Origin of the sequence: Lactobacillus sp. 3B(2020), from assembly GCF_013487845.1 — a bacterium.
GTDB lineage: Bacteria > Bacillota > Bacilli > Lactobacillales > Lactobacillaceae > Limosilactobacillus > Limosilactobacillus alvi.
The window spans coordinates 906,482-931,229 of record NZ_CP047410.1; the positions used below are offsets into that span (position 1 = coordinate 906,482).

The following is a 24,748-nucleotide window of genomic DNA, read 5'->3' on the forward strand; positions in this document are numbered from 1 at the left end:
AATGAAGAACGTAAAATTTTATGGCGACTTATTGAAGCTAGACTTACAACGATTTGCAGTTGATAGCACTGATGGTTTAGTTGGTACTGGTACCAAGCTTGAACGTTCAGAAGATGGATCAACGTGGGAAGAAATTGCAGATATCAAGACTATTCCCGAATTAGGTGGTGACACTGAAAAGGTTGATGTCACTACTTTGGCTGATGACCGGCGGAAGCAAGTTGAAGGGATCCAAAACGCCTCTAACGTTCAGTTCCAAGCTGTATATAAGGGTGCTAGTTTTGCTAAGGCCCTAAAACAAGCCGGTGACCGGAAACAATATCAATGGAAAGTTACTTACCCAGACGGTATGACTGCTACAATGCGTGGATCATACAACATCAAGTTTGCTTCTGTGGCTGTTAACGGTGCATTAGGTTACACAATTACTATTACTGTATCTGATGGTCCACACTTCACTGCTGCACCAGGTAGTGAAACGCCAAAGGGCTAGTTTATTAATAAACGTGGGTTCGATTCCCGCGTTTATCTTTAGTGACAAATAAAAATTAAAGGAGAATTTATTCATATGACAACTACTGTTAAGAAAGCAACAAAGACAATGCAATTAGGTGATTTGGAACTTGACTTAAAGCTCGGCGGTCGTGAGGTATTTAAGATTGAACGCCGACTCGGTAAGTCTATGTTGTCCTTGTTTATGGACTCTCAAGGTGGAAACAAGCTACCTCCAGTTAATGAAATTCTGATCGTATTACAAGGCGCTAATCAAAATCATGGCGTAACTGATAAACGTGTATTGAATGCCTTTGAAAAGTACTTAGATGATGGTAATACCACGATGGATCTCTTCAATGCATTGATGGAACTATTTGAAGCGTCTGGTTTTTTCGGCAAAAAGAAGAAATCATCGAAGACCAATTCGGAATCGGACGAAGTGACATTAGATCCAGTGGAAGCGGGACAAGATCAGTTGCTGTAGACGAAAAGAATTACGATACAGTATCAGATTTATTCAAAGATCTTTACCCAATCGCTGTTGAATCAGGAATAGACGCTGATCATTTCTGGGATTTAGACTTTGCGGAAATCATGACGCAGATTGCCGCTAACAGGAAGCGAGAATTAAATGATTTACGTGCCAAAGCATACATGGATCACCGTTTAAGTGAGTTGGTAGCATTTGCGATTAATGATCCTGCTAAGATGCCTAAGTTAGAAGAAGCTTATCCGTTTGTTAAGGATGATATGAATCAGATAGAGCAACCACCTGAAGAAGAGCCCGATTGGAAGAGAGATCAAGCTATTCTTATGCAACAAGCTCAACGAATTAGACAATTTAATAAAGATAAAGGAGGAGGTGAATAGTAATGGACTTGGAAGAACTTGAGTTAAGGTTTAGAGCTAATTATGGGGATGTACTCCAAAAAATGGATGAGTTGACTAGTCTCATCGGCCAAAAAACTAACGATATGCAAGTTAAAATCCAAAGTAACTTGGATCGTATTCAGCAGAACATGAACGATAACGCTTCTAAAGCAAATGAGAAAGCCAAAGAAGAAGTTCGTCAACGTGAAGAGGCTGAAAACTCTAAGCAAAAATCTATTGAGCGTACAGCTAGTGTTCAAGATGATGCAACTAATAGGATCATCGAAGGAAACAAGGCCCAAGCTGAAAGTTCCAAAGAAGCTGTTAATCAGTCAGAAAAAAGTTTGGATAGTTTAACTGCTCGTTTGCAAGAAGCGGCTAATATGCAACAGCGAATCGCTCAACAAACTAAGGTAGCTCGTGAAACTGTAGGTGATATTCCTGTTAAACAAGCTCAACAAGAAGTGCGTCCTAAAGAAAAGACTAGACCAAGAATAGGAAACTCAAGCTTCGATGACTACCAAGAAAAAAGAATTCAGAGCTATATGCCTAAAAGGCCTGTTGATTTAGGGATTGATGATGAAATACAAGCAGAAGCTTCCCGAGCTAAGAAGGAAATTGATGGGCTTGTATCCCACATCAACGAGAAAATGCAACAGGCGCAATCAATGCAACGTAGAATAGCAACATTGATGGCTAGCAGAGATAACCTTGATATGAACAAACAAGGCAGTCAGGTTAGAGCAATGCGACTTGATGACCAGATTGCTAATGCACAAGTCAAGATGGAACGTTATCAGAACCAAGCCAAAGCCCTCGCACAAGAAATGTCGCAAGAGCTTAATACTATTCCAAATTCACTCAAACGTATTGAACGTGAGATGGATCAAACGGAAGCAAAGATTGAACGGATTAGGCGTACTATTGCGGAAACCAAAGCGCAAGATGCTGTTCTTGGTAGATCATCTGGTAATAACAAGGAACTTAAAGAAGCCGAAACAGAGTATAAACGTCTTATAAATCGAAGTAATGAATTAGCTAAGGCTTATAGTTACGTTAGTTCACGTGGCGATGAGTTACGAAATGCTTCTTCAAGAGTGAACACTACACTAGCTCAAGAAGGTAACACCGCATCAAATACAAGTTCAAGGCTTAATCGGTTACGAAATACTATTTCAAACGTCACCTCGTCATTTAGACGCATGGGTGATAGTGGTAGTTCCTCAATGAGAAGAGCTGGTACAAGTGCTTCTTTACTCAGTGAACGATTAAAGGGCGTCAAGATGGCAATGAGCATGTTAGCCAGTCAGTTAATTGTGTTTACGCTACTGTATCAAGGTATCATGATGCTTGCTCAGGGAATGGGTTCAGCATTGATGACTAACCGCCAATTTGCAAGTAGCTTTAATGCAATTAAGGTTAATTTGCTGACTGCTTTCTATCCAATTTATAGCTATGTTTTGCCAGCAATTAACGCGCTAATGAATGCCTTGCGTAAGGCAACTGGTTGGATTGCTCAATTTACTTCTGCTTTAACTGGTATGAGCCTTTCTGGTGCTCGTAGCGGGGCGCAAGGACTTTATAACCAAGTTCGTGCGATGAACGATACTTCAAAAGCGGCAAGTAAAGCCAGCGATGCGGTCAAGAAGCAACAGCAAGAGCAAGCGAAAGCAGTTCAGCGTGCTAACCAACAGATTGCCGAAGCTAACCGTCAAGGTGCAGCGGCAGTAGCGGCTGAAAACGAAAAGATAAAGGCTGCTAACGAACAAGCTAAGAAAGCCTTTGAAGATACTAAGAAGGCAAATGAAGATCTTCAAGCATCGCTCATGGGCTTTGATGAGTTAAATGTTTTAGATAATAGCAAGAACAAAAGTGGTGATAATGGTAGCTATGAAGCGCAACCACTAGAGAAATTTACTCCGCAGCCAAAACAAGATACGCCAATCTTCGACGATCCTGGTATTGATGATGGTGGAGCAGGTGATGAGGGTGATCCCGGTATTGACTGGAACGTTCCTCTTGAAGCCTCGCAAAACGCTATTGATGCGGCTAATAAAGTCAAAAAAGTTCTTGGTGAACTATTTGATCCAATGAAAAAAGCTTGGGATGAAAAGGGTCAAGCTGTTGTTGATGCTGCTAAGTATTCATGGTCAGAAATTAAGCGGTTATTAGGTGATGTAGGGAATTCATTCTTACATGTCTGGGACAACGGTACCGGGCAAAAAGTAATGGAGAACTTGCTTCAACTGCTAGCAGATATGCTGAATATTATTGGCGACATTGCGAGGGCATTTGCCGAAGCATGGGAAGAAGGTGGACGAGGAACAAGGTTTATTCAGACTATCTTTGATTCACTGAATAATATTCTTGTTGCTATCCATCACATAGCTGAATCATTCCGTGAAGCATGGAATACTGGTGATCTTGGTAAAAGGATTTTTGCTAATCTCTTAGATTTGGCTACTAACCTAGTTAAATTCATTGGTGATATTGCTAAAGCCTTTGATGAAGCATGGCAACACGGCAATAACGGTACAAGACTATGGCAAGCTTGGCTTAATGCGCTTAATAATATACTTAGAATTTTTAAGGATATGGTTGGATCCGTTGATGAAGCATGGAATCACTCAAAATTAGGTGTTTCAATCTGGAGCCATCTTATTGAAATTGTTACAGGCATTGGTAATACAATTGGCAATTTAGCGGACCAATTCGACAAGGCTTGGAAACATGGTGATGTTGGAACATCAATCTTTAAGACGCTCTTAGGTATGGTTGATGATATGTTAGGTGCTCTTGGTGATATGGCAACTTACACTGCCAATTGGGCTAAGAAGCTTGACTTTACACCGCTGTTGCAATCAATTGACACTTTGCTAAAAGCTATTCGTCCAGTTACTAAAGATGTTTGGAACGGTTTGGCATGGGCCTACAAGAATGTCCTGTTACCTCTAGCCGGATTTACTATTACTAAACTACTTCCAGACTTCTTTAACTTGTTAGCAGCTGCATTAAAGGTTGTTCATAATGTGATTAAAGCTGCTGAACCTATTTTTGAATGGTTCTTTGATGGCTTTCTGAAACCATTAGCAAAGATTACAGGTTTTGCTATTGTTGGTGCATTGAAATTACTAACAGGTGCATTAAATCTACTGTCCGATTGGATCAACCATCACCAAACAGCAGTTAAGGTAATGACTACTACTTTGATGACGCTATTTAGTCTTAAGGTTGCAGGTAAAACTATTTCGAGCATTAAGGACTTTACCGATACTCTTAAAATAGTTACAATGCTCAGCTTTGATAAGCTTAAGAATGGTGCTAAGTATGCTGATGACTTACTGGGAACGGTGATTGATTTTGGTAAACACCCAATTACTAAAATTCAAGAACTTGCCAAAGTTAGTTTTAATAATATTAAAACAGGCTGGAGCAATGCTACAAAGCTATGGGATGAAGTCAACAAGTCATGGCAAAACACCAATCTTGCTAAGACCGACTTTCTTAAATCTGCTAAGTCATCTATTAAGTCTGGCGAGCCAATGAAACTCGGTCAGAAGATGGGAATTGGCCTGTCAACGGCTATGATTGGTGTAACGTCTGGAATTGATATCTATAAGGGGATCAAGGCTAACAATAAAGAAGACAAGTTCAAGAGTTTTGGTTCTGGTATCGGTGGAGCTATTGGTGGCGGAATTGGACTTTTCTTTGGTGGTCCGATTGGTGCCGCTATTGGTCAACAAATCGGTTCATTTATCGGTAAATGGGGTGGCGTTGGTGCCTCTAAGTTTGGCGATGGATGGGCTAAATATGGCAAAGGTAAAAAGCCCAAGGATTGGGTTGAAGCTATTGGCTTTAAATCACACGAAATCCTAGATAACTTTACGTCTTGGGCTAAACAAGTTGGACCAAATATCAGTAACTATATTGGCAAGAGTAAGAAAGGTATTGAAAAAGCTGGTAAGAACATCGGCAAATGGACTACTGGTTTTATCAGTGATACTCAAAAAACATTGAAGAAGTGGGCTTCGGGTATCGGAACTAACTTCAATAAAGATGTTGAAAAGAGTAAGAAACTTGCTGTTGCTGGTAGTAACAAACTTAAATCTTGGACTACTGGATTTGTTGATGATGCCAAGAAAGACATCAAAAAATGGGCTCAAAAAATTGGTTCTAATATTAATAACGATGTTGAAACTGGTCATGAAATGGCTACTAACGCCGGAAACAAGTTGAAAGACTGGACGACAAGTTTCAGAGAATCAGCAAGTCAGCGTGTTCGTTCGTGGGCACAACGCTTGGGTGATCACATTAACAACGGTGCCGAGTCATCACGATCAGGTGCTGTTAATGCTGGTAATAAATTATCTGAGTGGACTAGGAGTTTCTTCAATGGTGCCAATAGTAGTATTCATAATTGGGCCGGTAATCTAGGTGGTCATGTAAGCAACGGTATTGGTGGTGCTTACAATTCCGCTAAGAATGCTGGTGAGCGTTTGGGAAGTTGGGTCTCTAGTTTTAGAGATGGTACTTCACGAACTCTTAGCTCATGGGCTGGTGGACTTGGTGGCACTATTGGTAATGGAATTACTAGTGGTTTGCAGAGCATTAGGAATGCTGCTAACCGGGTGGCTGATGCCATTGTTACACCTGTTAAGAATGCTACTAATAAGATTCGAGATGGTATTAACTGGGTGCTTAATAAACTTGGCGGTGGTTCTGTTGGTTGGGGATTCTTTAATTGGAATTCATACAAAACAGGGACACAAAATCATCCAGGTGGATTAGCATTAGTTAATGACCAAGACGGTGATATTTACCGAGAAAGTTATGAACTCCCTACTGGTGAGCAAGGACTATTCCCTGCTAAACGTAATTTCTTAACTTATCTGCCGGCTGGTACTAAGGTCAAAACTGCAACTGATACCGCTAACGAATTAGCAAACATGGTTCCTAAATATGCTGGTGGGATTGGTAGCTTTAATTTTGACTTTAGTGGAATTAGTCGGGCACTTAGCAGTTTAAACTTTGGCGGCCTTTTTAGCGGTATTGGTGGATTCTTTGATGCTGCAATGGATGAACTTGAAAACGTTACAGATGACATTGCTCATCCTGAAAAACTCGTTAACTATATTGTCGATAAGTTTGTGACCTATGATTGGGGAGCAGGTGAGGTACCATTAAAACTCGCCAAGGGTGCTGTTAACGAAGAAAAGAAGGGTATGATGAACTGGGCCCGGAAGGTGATTGACCAATTCGGTGGTGCAACTCATCAAACCGGACCAGGTGCGGAAGGTTGGCGTAGCGCTGTTAAAAAGGCGTTACGCAAGAATGGCTTACCTGCTAGTGCTGCTTATGTAAACGCTTGGGTTCGTCAAATTCAAACTGAATCAGGCGGTAACGAACGTGCTATTGGTGGTAACGATGGCTTAGCTGACGGAAACGCAACTGGTCTTTTACAAACGAAGCCAGGAACATTTAATGCTTATGCTTTCCCTGGTCATCACAACATCATGAAGGGTTACGATAACATGCTTGCCGCTATTAATTATGCTAAGCATCGTTATGGTTCTTCAATGCTGGCAGTTATTGGTCATGGACACGGTTATGAAGACGGTAGCTTAATTTCAAAGCACGGCTTCTATGAAATCGGCGAAGGTGATAAGCCTGAAATGGTTATCCCACTAATGAACCGTGAACTAGGTATGCAACGGATTAACGAAGCAATTGCATTTATGAATCGAAACTTTGGTGGAGGGCTACAACTCCCAACAGCTCTCTCAAATAATGCAATTACTCCAAATTCTATGTATGCTGAATCTTCATCAGACAATGATGTAACAATGCAAAATGGCGGATTCAAAGAAATGAGTACCAACCTAGTAAATGCTATTGTTCAAGCATTACAAATGCAAAATGCTACTAATAATAGTAATCAACCAGTTGATTTACACTTAATCGTTAAGATTGGTGATGAGTCATTTGGCGAACATGCTATCAAAGGAATTAATGCGGTAAATCAAAAGAATGGTCGAAATATGTTAAATATTTAAGGAGGAGATGGATGTTTGTATTCTCTAAAAATTTCTGGGACAGTGATTAATCCAGCCCCACAAACAATGCAAGTTGCTATTCAAGATATTGATGCAAAGGCGACCCGTGATGCGCAAGGGCTTTTACATCGTGATCGAGTAGCAACTAAAAGAAAAATAACATTAACTTTTGGTGCTTTAACAGTAGCCGAATGTTCAAAGATTTTGGATTCTGTTAAGGCCGAATTTTTTAGTGTTGAATATTTAGATCCAGTAGACGGGCAAGTTCGATCAGGGACGTTTTATGTTGGTGATCGGACAGCGCCTGTTTATTCATTTGTAGGATCATTACCGGTTTGGAAAGGTTTATCTTTTGATCTGATTGAGCAATAAGGAGGTGATTAATTAGTGTTAACACAATCAAAAGAAACTCGAGATGCTTGGCGAGCTTCACAGCGAACTTTGGATATTAAAGTTACGATTGATGGTAAAACATATGGTGCAACCGATGTTAATAGTTTGAAGTACGATTCTGGAGCTTATAACGGTGATACGTTTGCTATTGGGTCTACGTATTCAAACACTGTTCAGATTGAATTCTCTCACCTTGTTGAGGGGTTGAAGCTGGGAATGGAGGTTCGTCCTAGCATTGGAATAAAAACGTCTAGCGGTTATGTTTATGAACCGTTGGGCGTTTTTATTATCTCCAGTGAAATTAAGATGGACCGAAATAATAATCTTACGACTGTTAGTGCTAGTGATCGTTTCTGTGGCTTAGAGGGAGCTTATGTATCTAAGTTAACGTACCCAGCCAAAGTATTAGATGTTATTGCGGAGATCTGTGCTCAATCAGGTGTTAAGGCTAATACTGATGATTTAGCACGCCTTCCACACCAAGCAGATTTACCAGCTCCAATCACTGGTCAAAGCTATCGCAAAGCACTTGGCTGGATCGCTCAATTGTATGTTGGTTATGCTCTGTTTGATCGACAAGGTTTATTTACAATTCGGACGATTTCTGAACCAAACTATGAATTAGATCCTAGTCAATATGAGCAAGCAGGACTAACTAAGAACGAAGCCGCCTATAAGATTAATGGCATTCAATGCCAAGTCACTCTTACCACTAAAACTCGAGATGGTGAGAGTACAGAGGAAACCAAGACTTATCAAGCTGGGGATGCTACTGGTTCTCAAATTAAACTCGAAAATAATATCATGACACCACAACGGCTCAATGATATTTGGGAGCAATTGAAAGACTTGACTTTTTACCCGTTTAGTCTGAATTGGTTTGGTAATCCTGCTGTTGAAGCGGGGGATTGGCTACGACTAGAAGATAAACAGGGAAATTCTTTTGTTGTTCCAAACAGTAGCTACACTCTTGATTTTAATGGTGGGCTTTCTGCAACTTCAAAAGCTGATCAGACAACTTCTTCTGATCAAATGGTTCCTTGGCAAGGTAGTGTTGCTCAAACAATTAAGGAATTACAACTTAGAAGAGTGCCAGATGGGACAGTTGTGTTTCCTCCAAGCGTAACTGCTCCACCAACCAACGCTAAATTCAATGATGTTTGGTTCAGGAAGAATGGTAACGCTACTGAGTTGTGGGTCTTTGAAAAACAAGATGATGGCTCTGGAAAGTGGGTAAGGAAAGACTTAACGGAAGATGAAATAAAGCATCAAATCGAACAAGCCCAAGCCGGCCTTAACCAAGCCAAATCGGATATCATCACCAACAAGCAGAAAGCTGATGCCGACATTGAGAACCTTAATAAGTCAATTGAAGCTAATAAATCTGCTGCTGATGAGAGTATAGAGAAGCTAAATAAATCAATTGCTGATAATAAGAAGGTTGCCGATGATAGTCTGCAAAAGTTAAGCGATAGCATTACTAAGTTACAAGGTCAGTACGATAACAACATTGTTCCTGACTTAACTAAAGTGACTAATGATGTAGCTGATGCCTTGCAGAAGTATATTTCAGCGCAAAACAACATTGCCGATTTAACTAAACAGGCTCAGGCACAAGGCAAAAACATTGCTGATGTAACTAACACAGTTAAAAGTTTGAACATCAATTACGCTAATCTGCTAGGAGACGTTAATTCTACTAAGGTTGACGTAAAAGGTCTGCAAACTACACTTGGTACTGCTAACGGTGATATTGCTCAATTAAAGCTTGATGCACAGAATTTACAGACGATGTTGGCTGGTAAAGTTGATAATACTACCTACACGAATTTTGTTAATCTGACTAATCAAGCTCTCAATGCTCGGTTAACCGCTAGCGATTTAAATGGTTACGCCAAGACAGCAGACGTTCAAGCTACGGCTAATGGGTTACGGGTTGATTTAAACAGCGTCACTGACCGAATGAATAATTTAAAGATTGGTGGACGTAATTTAGTTACTGGTACAGATCGGGAATACACTATGGGATTCGGAATTCCCAATACCACATGGAAAGATGGATTTGCCTATGCAACGCTTCCAACAGCAGGTGACGGTGAAGAAATCCTTCCACAGGATCCACACACATTCTGGTATACATTAGCTCCTGATCAAGAGTATACGCAAACAATCTGGTTTCAAACAGATGCAACAGTAAAAGATTTGAAGGCAGTTGGTATTACATGGTATACGGTAAAATTACATGATTATCAGCCTGCAACTATTCAAAAAATTGGTACAAATAGTTATAAATTATTTTGTTCCTACAAATGGCCGGGTAAAAAGAATAACGATGTGAGATTATTTGATATTAGTGAGTTCCGCCAAGCTTTTGATCTAAAAACCGGAACCTATCTTAAATTCGGAAAGCTTAAATTGGAGACAGGAAATGTTTCTACCGATTGGACACCAGCTGTCGAGGATACAGCTCATGATTTAGCGCAATTATCAGCACGCATCACAACAACTAGCCAACAATTTAGTAGTTACTACACTAAGTCTGAAACTGATAATAAAACTAATTCTGCAAAGAATGATGCTATTAACACAATTAAAAATGATGGCAACTGGCAAGGATTAAGCAATATTCTTACTAATTCAGGCTTTTTACAAACTGCTGATGGTTTTCTGCAAAAAGTTCAGCAAACTACCGTTCCTATGTTTAGCGGAGGCGGAATTAATTTATTTACGGGAACTAAAGATTTTGAACATTGGCATTTTTGGAATCATGGGGCTTTTGAAAACACAAATGAATTACCAGATGGTCGAATAAAAACAAAAATTGCGCATGCTTATGGTACTAATCCTAAAAACGAGGCGTTACAATACTCAGATTCAATAACTGTTGAAGCCGGGAAGACTTATACACTTAGTTTTTTTGCGCGTTGGTATGATAATCAAGGTGCAGAAGAAAGAACGATAAATTATCCAGTACAATTATTTAGTGACTATACCAGTCAATATACCGGTGGAGCACCATTGGTAACGATTACGAATATAAGTAATAAATGGCAAAGATATAGTGCAAGCTTTAAAATTGATCATTCAGGAACGTTTGCGGGTTGGAGACTGCAAAGCTATATGGATCAGGAAATGCCTGGTGGTTCATTTTACTTTGCAAATATAAAATTAGAAGAAGGCTGTGTAGCGACTCCTTGGTGTCCTGCCCCTGCTGATATGGCTACACAAATTGCATTTACCGAACTATCTCAATCATTAGAAGGGCTACGTTCAACTGTCGGTAGTAACTACGGTAATTTACAGTCACAAATTAGTCAAAGTTCCTCTGCCGTTCGTACTGAATTAATTGACAAGATAAATGGCGTTGATAGTAAGACAACATCTACTGCTAATAGCCTTAATAGCGTAATTGGACGAGTAGGGAGTTTAGAAAATTTAACTAACATTCGAGTAGTCAATAATGCAATTAATGCAAATGATTATACGAATACTGGAAATTATTTTATTCAGTCAACAGGTAATACTAACGTACCTGCTGTTAATTGGTGCTATCTAAAAGTGGAAAAAGCTTATGATGGTCGAATTATGCAAACTTGGCAAGCAGATAACGATCCAACATTAAGATTTACGCGGAATTATACCAGCACTGGAGGCTGGACTAACTGGCAACGAGCAGCCAGTTATTCAGAACATAGTGAATTAAATCGAACCGTGCAAGGATTACAATCTACTGTTTCAAGCAATTACGGTGATCTTCAGTCTAAAATTAGTCAAACAGATCAGAGCATTCGAAATGAAGTAACTAATAAAGTAAATGGATTGCAAGGACAAATCACGACCCAAGCAGACAACATTAATTTAACGATTGGTTCAACTGGTGATCTATCTAATATTTGTCGTAATCCTGATTTCATGGATGGAAACACTAATGGTTGGGAAAATGTTGGTTCTTCAACAGGAAATGGCTCTAGTCCATCAAAATATTATGGTGGAATCAATAAAAGAGATGCATATTATGGCAAATGGTTTCCAGTAGCAGCAGGAGATAAGTATTATTTTTCAACTTACGCTTGGCAAGACCAATCTACTAATCAATTTAGTCTTGGACTTGTTTATAAAAAGAAAGATGGCCATTGGGATTGGCAAAGTGGAGTTATATTTAGACCGAACGAAAGTTTTAACACCAAAACTGGATCTCTTACTATCCCAAATTATGCGGTAAAGGCACGAATTTGGGTTCATATTGAAGCTTATTCCGATTTTGGTTCTTGGTGGTTTACCAACGTTAATGTTAGAAAAAACGATACTCTCGCTCAAATCAACATGTCCGCTGGTGCAACGTTAATTCAAAATGACAAGATATACATGGATTCTTCATCGACTATCTTCTCTGGCAAAGCATTTATCCCTGATGCGGCCATAACTAACGTTTCAGCTGACAAGATTACTGCTGGAACACTAGATGCTGGTCGGATTAATGTTATCAACCTGAATGCAAATAACATTACTGCCGGGACATTAAGAGGTAGCAATGGTGAATTTTATTTAGATAGCGGAGCACTTCACGTTTGGCAAAACAACCATGACGCTTGGATTGATCAGAATGGAATTCATGATTACGATAACCAGCGAAGTGTACGGATTCAAAAAGGTGAAATTAATTTTGAACATCAACTTGGTGGAAGTATGAAGCACACAGGAGTTATTCTTGCTAACTCAGAAAATTCAAATCTTAATGGAGCCATTACAATTAAAGGAGACGAAGGGTTCTTATTGTCTACCAAAAATTTCACAACCAATTATTGGTCAGAGCAAGGATTCTCTTGGGGAACAAATACAGCCCATTATGTTTCGGGGTCGGGGATATTAGGGTTCAACAATAATATTACTGTTTCTGCCGGTAGTACCGATGATCATAGTACAGCTGCACTCATCGCTGGTGCTATTCCATCAAAGAATCTTGGAAATGTTTTTGGCGTTCGAGCCCAACCTGGTGTGTATATTTTTGGAAGAAATGACAGCAATAAAGATCACTCTTTTGTAGACATCAAAGCACCAGCTTCAATTCATTTAACAACATTAGATTCTTATATAACAATTGGTGATACTACTGGTTATGAAAGAAATTCAGATGTATCTATAAATTCTGGTAATTATTTAACAGTGAGTGCTGATAATTCCATTAATATTACGGCTTGTTCGAAGACAAAAGCAGACTTAACGCCAAGGATAAGCTTGTCAGAAGCATCAACATCTATAAGTGGAGATTCCATTACATTAAACGCAAAAAATTATGTGGCTCTATTAGGTAGTTTTGTAAATGTAACAGGTGATTTTGGTGTACTTGGAAAGAAGAATGCCATAGTTCCAACATCGCGAGGAATGGCAGCCATTAACGCCTATGAAACCGCCGAATATTACTTTGGCGATATTGGAGAAACACAAACTAATAGTAATGGTGTAGTTACTGTCATGATTGATCCTTATTTCTTAGAAACAGTTAATACATTAGTGCCATACCAAGTATTTCTAACTTCATATGGCGATGGAAACGTGTGGGTTTCTTCGCGTTCAGCAAATAATTTTACAGTTAAATCTAGCAACCCTAATATTCACTTTGCTTGGGAAATCAAAGCTAAGCGTAAAGGGTACGAAAATGATCGAATGAAGATAGTTAAAGGAGTTTTTAATAATGAACAATATTGATATGAACTTAGTAGCTCAAAGTCTTAACCAAAAGTTGGCGGTTGCTAATTATACAGCGGCCTCATGGGAAGCAAAAGCTACTCAATTGGAACAAGAAAATAGTAAGTTGAAATCACAACTAGAAGAACTTAAGAAGCAAAACGATGAAAAAGGAGATAAATAATTATGCTAGAATCAACAAAATCAATCACCCTAACAGGTAAGTCCACAGTGAATGGTCAAGTAATTGCTAACTTTACTGCAAATGTATTTGATGACGATGCTGGTAATGATACTTTTAACACCTTCATTACTAATAAAGAGTTGTATGATGCTAACAAGAAGGTAGTACGTAAGGATACTCAGGATTTCCAAAACCTGGTATATGATGCTCAAGATGAGATTGCTAGTTCTGCTGATAAGACAGCAGATAAAACAAATGAATAGTTAAAGGCACTTGTCGCCTTTCGGAAATAAACAATACATAAATAAGCCCTAGAATTTAGTGTTTAAAGAATACCGAATTCAGGGCTTTTCTTATGGGCGGCATTAGAAAGGGAATGGGAACGAAATTTAATGCACTTATTATTAATGGCACTACCTTATCATGAAGTAGCATTACATCAAGCAGCCAAGCAAATTGACGATCCATTAATAGTTGGATTTACTTTGCTTGTATTATTTGATATTGGATCGGGGATTGTCAAAGGCTTACGTAGCAATCACACAGCTACTCGGACAAATTCGACCAAAGGGACATATGGATTGGCAAAGAATTTTATCCTTATGATTGGAGTGCTTGCTTTTTATCCATATCTAATTTCAATCGGTTTTGATTATGTTGCACAAGTAATGGTATTGACATTCTGCTATCAATACTTGGTATCAATTGTCGAAAATTTAAATCAGATGGACATACAAGTTCCGTGGTTGTCACCAATCATTGACTCGTTAGCCAAAGCACTTAATGTTGCTAAGGCCCAAGATGACTACAATCCAGCTGATTTTCATAAGATAACCGGTGATTATAAAGGAAATAAGGAGGAAAAATAATATGACAGAACGTAAAACAGTAATTGACCTTGCGAGTTTTCAAAGTCATTTAACAGTTGATGATTACAAGGCTATTGGCGCTGATTATGCGATTGTGAAGACAACTGAAAGCACAAACTATGTCAATCCATATATTCGCTCACTAATTGATCGAAGTGCTGGCGGTGGAATTAAAGGGTTTGCTTTTTATCACTTCGGTCGTTTCCATAATGATGCGCAAGCGGTGGCCGAAGCAAACTACTTTATTGCTAACTCAAAGGCACAAGCCAATGTACAACCTGGTACGTTAATGATTTTAGATGCTGAAATCTCTAACATGCCAACATCATCAGTGATTGCATTCCTTAATACTGTTCGGAATGCTGGGTATCATCCTGGGTTCTATACTTACAAGTACTTGCTGCCTAACTTTAATTTAGAAGCAATTCATCCAAATATGGATATGTTCTGGTTAGCGGCATATCCATTAGCTAATGGGAAAGCAGCCGGAAAGAATCCTGACTTCAATTACTTCCCATCAGCAAATTATGTTGATATGTGGCAACACACAGATAACCTGCTTGGATACAACGTTGATGGTTCTATTACATTAACCGATAATGCAATCAACCTATTTAATCCAAGCGAAGCACCAACCCCAGAGCCAAACAAACCAATTGAACAAGAAAAGCCAGCAATTAAGCCCACATTACCAGCACATAATTGGGTTGATGATTTAGGCGTTCGTTGGTTCGCCGAGAAGGGAACTTTTACGTCTAATACCGACTTGCATCTTCGTTGGGGTGCATCACCATCTAGCTCAGTTATTGCAATGCTACACGCTGGTGATATTGTTAAGTACGATGCCTGGGCGCGGACCAACGGTTTTGTTTATGTGCGCCAGCCACGTCCTAACGGCCAGTATGGCTATGTAGCTGTTCAGGATGCCCGAACCAATGAACCCTTCGGAAAATTCGAATAGTTAGGAGGTGAACCACCTCTTAAGTTAACAAAGCCCGATCAGTCATCTTGGCTGGTCGGGCTTTTTACTGTATAACAAGGGAGAAATAGGTCAACTCTGTGAATGGGCAACTATGAAAATCAAAATTGTTTGTTTTCATAGAATGGGCAGATCTGTGGGCACAAAATGGGCAGTTTCTATGGAAAATCAAAGATTTATCCAGAATGTCCAAGAGGTGAGCAACGATGGGTTCACTAGAGGCATGCCGGAAAGCCCGAGTTTTCAAGGATCGTGAAAATACGCCAGGCTTCATGACTAACAATCACGTGCTTGACCAGTTACCTGACAGTAATCAACTCGACCTCTTTGGTGACTTTTAAACTTGTAATAAAAAAACTAACTTTCTTCTTGCTTACTTTTTATTAGTAAGATATAATGATGTTGTTAATTAAAGATATGAATCAAAGAGGAGTAGTAATTTATGAAAACTGAAATGTTAAACTTAGAAAAGCAACGCCGGACGATTTACGCTCTTGGTAAGAAGGTTGATTTTGCTAATAATGAAATCGCTGATTTAATCAAGAACGTCATGAAACAAGCCCCAACGGCTTTTAACTCTCAAACGACTCGTGCCGTAATCGCTTTTGGTGACTCCCACGACAAGGTATGGGAAATTGTTCGTGAAAACTTGCGGAAGGTTGTTAAAGATGACGAGGCCTTCAAGACCACCTCTGCTAAGATTGACGGTTTCAAGGCCGCATATGCAACGGTACTTTTCTTCAGTGACATGGATGTGGTTCATAACTTGGAAAAACAATTCCCAACTTACGCTGATAACTTTTATGACTGGTCAGAACAAGCCATGGGAAACAGCAACTTTGCCGTCTGGACGGCTTTAGCTGAAAATGGTTTGGGGGCAAGCCTTCAACACTACAACCCATTGATTGATGAAGATATCCGAGCTGCCTTTGATATTCCTGCTTCATGGCGTCTCCGGGCCGAAATGCCATTTGGTTCTATCGAACAAGGCGCTGGCGACAAGGAATTTATGGCCGACGAAGACCGCTTTAAGGTTTTTGATTAAAGCTAGGTAGGGAGCATCTCTCTTCGACGGCTCGACTTATTTATTAAATAATTGTAAAAAGGTGTTACCGACTAGCTATTATTTTAGTCGGTAACACCTTTTTTTGTTATACTTTTATTGGTGTGTTTTCTCGCCTGATAGCCCTTGTTGTAAGGCTTGGTTAGCTAAGTGATGAGCACCATGATTTGCTTTTTCAGGAACCCATTGGGTAATCACAGTTGGAAATTGATTAATTAAAGCTAACAAAGTTGCTAATTCATTTTGGTAATGCTTACTGTAGTTTTTGCCAACTGCGTCAGCTAGTAGTCGACTGTCAGTCAAAAAGAAAACCACATCAGCGTCCGGGTAGCGTTCAATTAAGGTTTGAAAACCAAATTGGGCAGCTAAAAATTCTCCTTGATGATTCGAATATCTCCCGGCAAATTTTTTAACCTGAATTTGTTGCTGATCAGCCAAAATTAAGGCGCCTAAGCTAGTTGGCCCAGGATTACCCTTGGTGGCTGCATCGGTATAAAGTTTGATCATATATGACTCCTAAAGTGAGGTTTACGATGGAAGAAGAACAAAAAAAATATTTTTACCAACCCGATATGACAACTGCCATTATTAATTGGTGCTGGATTTTAATAATCCTGGTGGTGGGGATTATCATCGCCTTTGAATATACCTATTTTCAATGGGTCACTGGGACGTTCATTGCAATCTTTCTAATTATAGCAGGTTTATCGATTTTTCGGCGGACCCTGGTGGTCTCACCGTCCAAATTTGTCTTTTCCCGGGTTTTACAGGGACAATTTCTGACGATTCCGGTAAAGGATATTCGACAACCTGTTTTTACCAAGCATACAATGACGATTACTGTTCATGGGGAAGTAATGACTTTTTCTTTGTCGAATCGATCAATTAATTCCCTTCGGAGTTTCCTCCAAGAATCAGCGAAGAAAGGACAACTTTAATGCCATACTTTATTCTGGTGGTGGTCCTTGTCGGGATTGATCAATTAGTAAAGTGGTTAGTAAACAACCAGCTTGCCCTTGGGCAGTTGCATACTTTAATTCCAGGTTTGCTCGGGTTAACTAACCTGCGCAATAGCGGGGCGGCGTGGTCAATCTTGGCGGGACAGCAATTTCTCTTTTTTATCCTAACAATAGTAGCAATTGCCGTTATTCTATATTTAATGCGCCGTTATCGGCAAAACCAGGGAATGATGATTGCTCTTAGTTTAATTTTAGCAGGGGCGATTGGTAACTTCATCGATCGGCTTATCCATGGCTACGTTGTTGATATGTTTGAGACCCTCTTTATTAATTTTCCGGTCTTTAACGTCGCCGATACTTGTTTGACCCTTGGGGTAATTTACTTAGTAATTTTAATTTTGTTAGAAAAGGATGATTAAGCTTAATGGTTGAATCGCACACCTTTAAAGTTTCCACTGAGCGTGGCGACCGATTAGATAAGGTTTTAACGAAGTTGCTGCCACAAACCTCTCGTTCACAATTACAACGGTGGATTGAGAATGGGAATGTTACTGTTGATGGCGAAGTGGTTAAACCTCGTTTAAAGCTTAAAATAGGGCAAATGATTCAGGTGACGGAACCACAGCCCCAAAAGATTGATTTAGCACCGGAAAAAATTCCGCTTGAGATTGTATACGAAGATCAAGATGTGGTCGTAGTGAATAAACCGCAGGGGATGGTAGTTCATCCGGCCGCTGGTCATCCAAACCATACTTTGGTGAATGCTTTACTTTACCATTGCCCGCTTTCAACGATTAATGGGGAACTTCGCCCTGGAATCGTTCATCGAATCGACAAAGATACCTCTGGCCTTTTAATGGTGGCTAAAAATGATCAGGCCCACCAATCCCTAGCTGCCCAATTGAAGGCTAAAACTACAGCGCGAGAATATCTTGCCTTGGTTCATGGGGTGATTAAAGAAGGCCAGGGAACGATTAATGCTCCATTAGGACGTTCACCAAAGGATCGAAAACGTCAAGCAATCGTAGCTGATGGGCGCCCGGCAGTAACTCATTTTCGAGTTGTTGAAAGATATAACAAATATACCTTGGTAGCTTGCCGGCTTGAAACCGGCCGGACCCACCAGATCCGGGTGCATATGAAATCAATTAATCATCCTTTGGTTGGTGATCCCTTGTATGGGCCACGTAAAACGATTACTGGGCAAGGACAGTTTTTACATGCCCGCCTCTTGGGCTTTACCCATCCGATAACTGGTAAACGGATTACTTTGACGGCTCCGTTGCCACCAATTTTTCGGGACTTAATTGTTAAATTAAGACGGCAAAGTAGAATTGAAGCTAGCGAATAAAAATGCATCACTATTAAAAATATGGTAGAATCGTCTCTGAGAATTGATGAAGTGGGGTGGAATCTTGTCAGCACGGTACTTAATATTAGAAGATGGCTCCGTTTTTAGTGGGGAAGGCTTTGGCTCGCCAGCGGTAACCTTTGGTGAACTAGTCTTTAATACCAGCATGGCAGGTTACCAGGAGTTAATCACCAATCCAGTTTACTTTAATCAAATTGTGGTCTTTACCCAACCTAATGTCGGTAATCTTGCGCTCCAACGGAATGTTTATGAAACAATTACGCCATCAATCAAGGGGGTAATTGTGCGAAATCTAGCCCAGTTTGAAGCGACTGGTCCGCGGCAAGTAAGTTTGGATCAATATTTAAATCAAATGAATATTCCAGGGATTACAAATATTGATACACGTGCCCTAGTTCATCGTTTAAAGGTAGCGGAAAAGCCACTTCGAGGAAGCATTGTTCCCGTACCGGATGACCATGCTTTTGATCAACTGCATGCAACGGTCCTAACGAATCAACAAGTAGCCCAAGTGGCAACTCCCAAGCCATATCCTAATCCAGATGTTGGCTTAACCGTGGTTGTTATTGATTTTGGATTAAAAAATGGAATTTTGCGGGAACTTTCCCGGCGAAAATGTAATGTTACCGTTTTACCATATACTGCTACCGCTACCGAAATTTTACGCTTAGATCCGGATGGAGTGGTCCTTTCGAGTGGTCCCGGCGATCCAACAAATGTGAAAAAGAGTGTCTTGAAGATGATCCAAGAAATTCAGACTCGGGTTCCCCTATTTGGAATTGGCCTTGGTCATGAGTTATTCGCGATGGCTAACGGGGCAAAGACTAAGCAATTAGCGGTCGAACATCATGGAATGAATCATCCAATTAAGGAAATCATTACCGATCAAATTGTTTATGCTAGTCAAGCTGAAGGTTATCAGGTAGAACGAGAAAGTGTTGATCGGCAACGACTTTATGTAACTTACGTTGATTTACTAGATAATTCAGTCCAGGGTTTACGCCATCGGCAATATCCAGCCTTTGCGGTTCAGTTTTTTCCGGATGGAGCCCCCGGACCAGATGAGACCAATTCGCTCTTTGATGAGTTTATGGAAATGATGCGTCAGGGAGGTGAACGTTAATGGAAGACCAACCAAGCATTCTAATTTTAGGAGCAGGGGCTGACAACTTTCAACATGAAGGTGAGTTGATTAGTTCACTGATTAAAGTTACTTTTGCCATCAAAAAAAGAGGCTATCGCGTTGTCTTAGTCGATAATAACTCCTTTAACGTTGCACCAAAGCTTACGGGTGCAGTTGACGAATACGAGATGGGGATTCCTACACCGCATTTAGTGACATCCTTGATTGAAAAGTATCGGCCAACAGCAATTTTACCAGTTCTTGGGGGACGAGATGCCCTTCAGCTAACCGAAAAATTAGCAACGACGGGGGTTTTGAATAAATATGAGGTGGCCGTTTGGGGGATGCCTATTGCTACAATTCGCCAAATCAATAATCCTTCACTGTTGAATCAGACCCTGCGTCAAATCAATGCTAACACGAAGAAAATTGCCCCGGTTACAACTTATGCTGAAGCTAAGGCAATGGTCGATGAGATTGGCTTTCCGGTTGTTGTACGAGCGGTCATTCCGCAAGCCGGGAGTGTTCGTCGAATTATCCATGATTATGGCGAGCTTCAAACAGCGGTGAGTGATGCGATTCAGCACTCCAGTACTAATCAGGCCCTTGTTCAACAAAGTTTAGCTGGTCTCAAAGAAATTGAAGTGATCGTTGCGCGGGATAAGTCCGGAACGATGATGCAATTGGCAATGATCGAAGATGTCGACCCAATTGGGATTCATGCTGGTGATTCAATGGCGGTTTTACCTGCCCAAACCTTATTGGAACGGCAGATTCAAGATATGCGAGATATTGCCTTCCGGATTACTCGGAAACTCCGGGTGATTGGGATTAACCACGTCCAATTTGCCCTCGATGAAGATAATGACCGCTTCTACGTTATTAAAAATAGTCCATATCTTGATCGGATGACGACTTTTGTGGAACAAGCAACTGGTTACCCTGTTGCGCGGGTTTGCGGATATCTTTATACGGGTGCTTTATTGCGTGATCTTCGACTCGATCATGGCCTTGCTAAGCACTCGGCAATTACTGAGCCAGTTTTGGATCGAACTGCGATTCGGATTCCTGTATTTGCTAATGCTGAACTGGGAATTTCTAACCATAATTTAAATACGGAAAAGCAGTCCGTCGGGGGGGTAATCGGCCTCGGACGAAGCTTGGTGGAAGCTTTGCTAAAAGCAATGAGCGAATTGCATCCAAATTTCTATGCTTTGGAAAATTTGGGGGATGAAATCTTAGACCAGTTTTTAATTCATCCATCGCCAAATCGATTGTTACCGGTCTTAGAAGCGATTCGCCGAGGCTATTTGATTAGTGAACTAGTGGAATTAACCAAGCTCGATCCCTACTATTTAGTGCAATTTAAACACCTAGTTTCGATTGAACAAATGCTGATTAGCCATCCCAGAGATCTTGATTGGTTAAGGAAGGCCAAATATTGGGGCTTTAGTGACCATTTGATTGGTCAACTTTGGCATACTAAGGACTTTGAAGTTTGGCAACTTCGGCAAATTAATCAAATTCATCGAACTTACAAGACCGTTGATCCATCTGCTGGAGAATTAGATCAACACTTAAGTACCTTTTATTCTACTTTTGAATTGGAAAATGAAAGTGTGGCTTTAAATAATCATCGGGCACTTATCATTGGTGCTGGACCGCGTCGCTTAGGAAACGGTACTGCTAACGATTATCTTCTAACCCGAGCGACGGCTGAACTCAAACGCCAGGGTTACCAAATTATCGTAATTGAAGATAATCCCAATAGTACCTTATTACTGCGAGAATTAGCTAACAAAACCTACTTAGAACCACGTGACTTAGAGCATATCAACGCGGTAGTGGCCTTGGAAAAACCGGAGGTAATTTTGAGCTTTGCGGATCAAACAAACTTGAAATCATTACCGGCGGTGCAAGGAGGAAAGATTAAACTGATTTCTATCGGTTCAGCGAAGGTTACTGAACCAAGTCAACGGGGGATCAGTTATCAATTTAATGCTTTCTTTGATGGTCAATACACGTATCCGCTTGGTTTAACCAGACTGACCCTTGCAGATGACGGGATTAAGAGTGAGTTTGCACCAGACCCACCCGCTGATTTTGGACCTGAAATGATAAATGCCGGTGAGGTAGCGATTGCAAAGTGTACGCAACCAGGTATCTACCAGCTATCGCTTCGAATAGTTGATGGTAAATTAGTTAAAGGTAAAGTTACTATACCAGCTAGTTGGGAATTAGCTTTTCTCAGCGTAACCACTGGGTTAGATTTAGCGGCGGTTTTGATTCGGTTGCAACTTAATAAGTTTAATGGCCGTTTACTTCGGGCAGCTAGTCAGCGGAAAGTTGATCAGCCGACTTATTTTGAAGCCGTTATGCCATACTCGTTCTTACATTTACGGCGAGCCGCTCGACTTGATCAAATGTTGGGTGCGTGTGTTGAATGAAAACTTTTTAAGGCTGAATCTTATCTAAAGCATATCACCTAGAAAAGCTAGATTGTGCGCAATGTTGACAGAAATAATAACCGTGGAAGCTAGCATCTCAAACTAAAATTCAAACGAAAAGAACCGTAAAGACAGACTTTTGTCGGGTTTTACGGTTCTATTTTATTATCTGAAAATTAATTTGTAAGTTGAACGAGATTAAAAATGGCGGTAATTAAATTACCCAATCCCAAAATAAGGTACCAAACTGTTTTTAGGTCGAAAGCGTTGGAATACATGGAGTAACAAAATTAGACCAAAGCATAACCAACTTAACCCAGCAATAAGGAGTAAGAAATGAGTCATCATAGTCGGGTGGAAGGTCAAAACGAGGATGTTCTTTCCAGTACGTTGGGTAACATAAGGGGCCCCAAGGCGAGAACGATGAAGATGAGTTTGTACTTTGCCGTTTAAGACGACCTTTGATTCTTGATAAACAATTACCGGTACTAAGCGCTTATTTGCTCGTTTAGCGTGCCAGGTTAAAATGAGAGCACCATCGGAGCGAATTTGATGGTGAAATTTTGGCGCTTGCCAAAGAATTTCATATTGGTAGGTCAGGGGGAGATTATGTTGACTTTTGCTAAGGAGCGGCAGATAATCGGGAGATCGCTTGCCAACTTCATCAATTAACTTCCCAAAGTGCCGTGAATTTGATGCTGTAACAATATCCTGCCGGGAGGCAGTTTTTTTCAATTTAACTAAGAAAGTTGTGTTGACGTGTTTTCGGCCTGCTTGGTAAACGGTTTGACTATTAAAAATACTAGCTTGGATCAGTGTCCCCAAAAGGCAAATGATTAGGAGCCATCGTTGCCATTTACCTTGGGTAGATAAGCGGGCAATTCCCGCAAATAAGAGCGGGTAGGCGACGGTCGTTAAGCGGGCCGGAAATTGAAAGTCCCGTTTTAAGGCTGGCATGATTGATTGTAGGCTTTGCCAAGGAAATAAGGTTGAAGCAACCAAAAGGATCCCTAAACCTACCAGCATGATTAACCAGGTTCCGTTTTGGGGTGATTTCAGTGTGAAAAGGGTAGCTAAACCAAAGAGTATCACCATGATTAGCAAAATTGATTCTCGAACTCCACTTGTTTGTGAGATCATCAAAGCATTGTGATAGAGATTGAAGGGGTTAGTTTTTGCTAAGCGATTATGGGTAGTGAGTTCTAGTAAAGCCCCCCAAATGTTAGCCGATAACAGGATCGTTAGGCCAACGGCTTTAAGAGTTTCTTTGAACATCTTCCAACGATGGTCGACGATTACCATCCCAGCGATGAAGAAGGGAACCAAAGTAACTACAAAAATAGCCGTGCTCAGCAGGTGAATTTGGGCGGTAATACTAATAATTAAGGTTAATTTTAACCAACTGACCGGCTTTTGGTGATCAGTAATCATTTGGATTTCTACCATACATAGGTAGGGGGCTAAGGCAGCCCCCCAAGCTGACATGTTTTGGGCCATTTCCCAATTTGGCAACCAGCCGATATTGAGGTAGGTGACGGCTAATAATAAACTAACTCCGGGACCAGCGCCCATCTGCCGTGATAAGTTAAGCATTCCAATTCCCGCTACCAGATTAATAATGAATGTTGTTAATAATTGGTAACCAAACCAGTTGTGGGTTAAAGCCAAGAGCGCCCCGTTCAGCATCGCAAAAGCGGGGCCGTACACTGCGTTAATTACCCGTCCGTTTTGTTGGAAACCATAGTTTGTCTGGAAGTAATTAAAATGGCCAGTTCGTAGTTGCATAGCAGCATCATAAAAACGATTAAAGTGAAAAAGGGTATCATTTCCAATAATTACTCCACCGGAAATGAATTGGGGAAGTAACATTAAGAAACAAATAATTATTAGCCAAAGGCGGCTCAGTGATCGATGATGATCCTTAGTCATCAGCATCTGCTTCTTTCTGTACTAAATTTAAATTTTTGACCATAATATAAATGCAACCATATTTTACGGCAGTCCAGTTAATCAAACTAGTCATTTTAATAAAAAGATATCTTTCTGCTTGACTTTTTTTAAAATTAAAGTATGATAATGACAATCAATGTCCTTTAAGGTAGTCCAGAGAGGCTAGCAAGGTACGTCACGTTTTAATAATAAACCGACAATCCCCGCTTACCATTTTCTGGTAGGCGGGGTTTCTTAATGGGCTTGATGAATTTCATTAACGTGCTCCAGCGAGGGCCCAATGAGTTCAGAAACGGATGATAGGGT

19 protein-coding genes are annotated in these 24,748 nt (G+C 40.4%); 17 read left to right on the forward strand and 2 right to left on the reverse strand.

All coding sequences use genetic code 11. The features are described from left to right. Position 1: 1 nt before the first annotated feature. From GTO83_RS04585 to GTO83_RS04635, 12 genes are all read left to right on the forward strand, one after another. The gene (locus tag GTO83_RS04585; RefSeq protein WP_019251704.1) at positions 2-493 is read left to right on the forward strand and encodes a phage tail tube protein; all 492 of its coding nucleotides are present in this window, start codon (positions 2-4) and stop codon (positions 491-493) included. A 75-nt stretch (positions 494-568) separates the two neighbouring features. Beyond that, entirely contained in the window at positions 569-979 is a 411-nt protein-coding gene (locus tag GTO83_RS04590) for a DUF6096 family protein (protein ID WP_087214741.1), read from the forward strand. 110 nt (positions 980-1,089) lie between these two features. Further along, entirely contained in the window at positions 1,090-1,365 is a 276-nt protein-coding gene (locus GTO83_RS04595) for a hypothetical protein (RefSeq protein ID WP_087214739.1), read from the forward strand. A gap of 2 nt (positions 1,366-1,367) precedes the next feature. Then, positions 1,368-7,418 (forward strand): lytic transglycosylase, encoded by a 6,051-nt coding sequence (locus tag GTO83_RS04600; RefSeq protein ID WP_180871946.1) that lies wholly within the window; start codon positions 1,368-1,370, stop codon positions 7,416-7,418. Between the two features lie 15 nt (positions 7,419-7,433). Next, positions 7,434-7,790: a DUF6711 family protein gene (locus GTO83_RS04605; protein ID WP_180871947.1), complete on the forward strand. Its 357-nt coding sequence runs from the start codon at positions 7,434-7,436 to the stop codon at positions 7,788-7,790. Between the two features lie 15 nt (positions 7,791-7,805). After that, a complete protein-coding gene (locus tag GTO83_RS04610; protein ID WP_255463176.1) occupies positions 7,806-13,517 on the forward strand; it encodes a carbohydrate binding domain-containing protein in 5,712 nt (1,903 codons plus the stop codon). After that, on the forward strand, positions 13,504-13,680 hold the full coding sequence (locus GTO83_RS04615) for a hypothetical protein (protein ID WP_255463177.1): 177 nt from the start codon (positions 13,504-13,506) through the stop codon (positions 13,678-13,680). Before GTO83_RS04610 ends, GTO83_RS04615 begins: the two co-directional genes overlap by 14 nt. Before the next feature lie 2 nt (positions 13,681-13,682). Then, complete coding sequence (locus tag GTO83_RS04620; RefSeq protein ID WP_180871948.1) at positions 13,683-13,943, forward strand: hypothetical protein; 261 nt, start codon at positions 13,683-13,685, stop codon at positions 13,941-13,943. A gap of 129 nt (positions 13,944-14,072) precedes the next feature. Then, positions 14,073-14,549: a phage holin family protein gene (locus tag GTO83_RS04625; protein WP_102816936.1), complete on the forward strand. Its 477-nt coding sequence runs from the start codon at positions 14,073-14,075 to the stop codon at positions 14,547-14,549. Position 14,550: 1 nt separating this feature from the next. Further along, entirely contained in the window at positions 14,551-15,510 is a 960-nt protein-coding gene (locus GTO83_RS04630) for a GH25 family lysozyme (RefSeq protein WP_180871949.1), read from the forward strand. A 224-nt stretch (positions 15,511-15,734) separates the two neighbouring features. Then, positions 15,735-15,869 carry a hypothetical protein gene (locus tag GTO83_RS10950; protein WP_255463178.1) on the forward strand — a complete coding sequence of 45 codons (135 nt, stop codon included), beginning with the start codon at positions 15,735-15,737 and terminating at the stop codon, positions 15,867-15,869. A gap of 101 nt (positions 15,870-15,970) precedes the next feature. Then, positions 15,971-16,573 (forward strand): nitroreductase family protein, encoded by a 603-nt coding sequence (locus GTO83_RS04635; protein WP_180871950.1) that lies wholly within the window; start codon positions 15,971-15,973, stop codon positions 16,571-16,573. 114 nt (positions 16,574-16,687) lie between these two features. Here GTO83_RS04635 and GTO83_RS04640 read toward each other — a convergent pair whose 3' ends face one another. Continuing rightward, positions 16,688-17,098 carry a ribonuclease HI family protein gene (locus GTO83_RS04640; protein WP_180871951.1) on the reverse strand — a complete coding sequence of 137 codons (411 nt, stop codon included), beginning with the start codon at positions 17,096-17,098 and terminating at the stop codon, positions 16,688-16,690. Between the two features lie 26 nt (positions 17,099-17,124). Here GTO83_RS04640 and GTO83_RS04645 point away from each other — a divergent pair, with 26 nt between their 5' ends. The 5 genes from GTO83_RS04645 (at position 17,125) to GTO83_RS04665 (ending at position 22,492) form a co-directional block, all read left to right on the forward strand. Then, complete coding sequence (locus GTO83_RS04645) at positions 17,125-17,529, forward strand: EbsA family protein (protein ID WP_255463179.1); 405 nt, start codon at positions 17,125-17,127, stop codon at positions 17,527-17,529. Beyond that, positions 17,529-17,969: a signal peptidase II gene (gene lspA, locus GTO83_RS04650; RefSeq protein WP_180871953.1), complete on the forward strand. Its 441-nt coding sequence runs from the start codon at positions 17,529-17,531 to the stop codon at positions 17,967-17,969. The genes GTO83_RS04645 and lspA overlap by 1 nt, the downstream gene beginning before the upstream one ends. Positions 17,970-17,974: 5 nt before the next feature. Then, on the forward strand, positions 17,975-18,901 hold the full coding sequence (locus GTO83_RS04655) for an RluA family pseudouridine synthase (RefSeq protein WP_180871954.1): 927 nt from the start codon (positions 17,975-17,977) through the stop codon (positions 18,899-18,901). A gap of 64 nt (positions 18,902-18,965) precedes the next feature. Then, positions 18,966-20,045, forward strand: coding sequence for a carbamoyl phosphate synthase small subunit (locus GTO83_RS04660; RefSeq protein ID WP_180871955.1), 1,080 nt, complete (start codon positions 18,966-18,968; stop codon positions 20,043-20,045). After that, entirely contained in the window at positions 20,045-22,492 is a 2,448-nt protein-coding gene (locus GTO83_RS04665) for an ATP-grasp domain-containing protein (protein WP_180871956.1), read from the forward strand. The genes GTO83_RS04660 and GTO83_RS04665 overlap by 1 nt, the downstream gene beginning before the upstream one ends. A 219-nt stretch (positions 22,493-22,711) precedes the next feature. Here the strand turns inward: GTO83_RS04665 and GTO83_RS04670 are convergent, their stop codons facing one another. Beyond that, positions 22,712-24,421 carry a cell division protein gene (locus GTO83_RS04670; RefSeq protein WP_180871957.1) on the reverse strand — a complete coding sequence of 570 codons (1,710 nt, stop codon included), beginning with the start codon at positions 24,419-24,421 and terminating at the stop codon, positions 22,712-22,714. Positions 24,422-24,748 lie beyond the last annotated feature (327 nt).

What these genes read in the sequence shown, in the direction of transcription:
- GTO83_RS04670 (WP_180871957.1), bottom strand. Translation starts at nt 24,421, where the DNA reads ATGACTAAGGATCATCATCGATCACTGAGCCGCCTTTGGCTAATAATT.
- lspA (WP_180871953.1), top strand. Translation starts at nt 17,529, where the DNA reads ATGCCATACTTTATTCTGGTGGTGGTCCTTGTCGGGATTGATCAATTA.
- GTO83_RS04630 (WP_180871949.1), top strand. Translation starts at nt 14,551, where the DNA reads ATGACAGAACGTAAAACAGTAATTGACCTTGCGAGTTTTCAAAGTCAT.
- GTO83_RS04635 (WP_180871950.1), top strand. Translation starts at nt 15,971, where the DNA reads ATGAAAACTGAAATGTTAAACTTAGAAAAGCAACGCCGGACGATTTAC.
- GTO83_RS04595 (WP_087214739.1), top strand. Translation starts at nt 1,090, where the DNA reads ATGACGCAGATTGCCGCTAACAGGAAGCGAGAATTAAATGATTTACGT.
- GTO83_RS04645 (WP_255463179.1), top strand. Translation starts at nt 17,125, where the DNA reads ATGGAAGAAGAACAAAAAAAATATTTTTACCAACCCGATATGACAACT.
- GTO83_RS04665 (WP_180871956.1), top strand. Translation starts at nt 20,045, where the DNA reads ATGGAAGACCAACCAAGCATTCTAATTTTAGGAGCAGGGGCTGACAAC.
- GTO83_RS04615 (WP_255463177.1), top strand. Translation starts at nt 13,504, where the DNA reads ATGAACAATATTGATATGAACTTAGTAGCTCAAAGTCTTAACCAAAAG.
- GTO83_RS10950 (WP_255463178.1), top strand. Translation starts at nt 15,735, where the DNA reads ATGGGTTCACTAGAGGCATGCCGGAAAGCCCGAGTTTTCAAGGATCGT.
- GTO83_RS04585 (WP_019251704.1), top strand. Translation starts at nt 2, where the DNA reads ATGAAGAACGTAAAATTTTATGGCGACTTATTGAAGCTAGACTTACAA.
- GTO83_RS04600 (WP_180871946.1), top strand. Translation starts at nt 1,368, where the DNA reads ATGGACTTGGAAGAACTTGAGTTAAGGTTTAGAGCTAATTATGGGGAT.
- GTO83_RS04590 (WP_087214741.1), top strand. Translation starts at nt 569, where the DNA reads ATGACAACTACTGTTAAGAAAGCAACAAAGACAATGCAATTAGGTGAT.
- GTO83_RS04620 (WP_180871948.1), top strand. Translation starts at nt 13,683, where the DNA reads ATGCTAGAATCAACAAAATCAATCACCCTAACAGGTAAGTCCACAGTG.
- GTO83_RS04625 (WP_102816936.1), top strand. Translation starts at nt 14,073, where the DNA reads ATGCACTTATTATTAATGGCACTACCTTATCATGAAGTAGCATTACAT.
- GTO83_RS04640 (WP_180871951.1), bottom strand. Translation starts at nt 17,098, where the DNA reads ATGATCAAACTTTATACCGATGCAGCCACCAAGGGTAATCCTGGGCCA.
- GTO83_RS04655 (WP_180871954.1), top strand. Translation starts at nt 17,975, where the DNA reads ATGGTTGAATCGCACACCTTTAAAGTTTCCACTGAGCGTGGCGACCGA.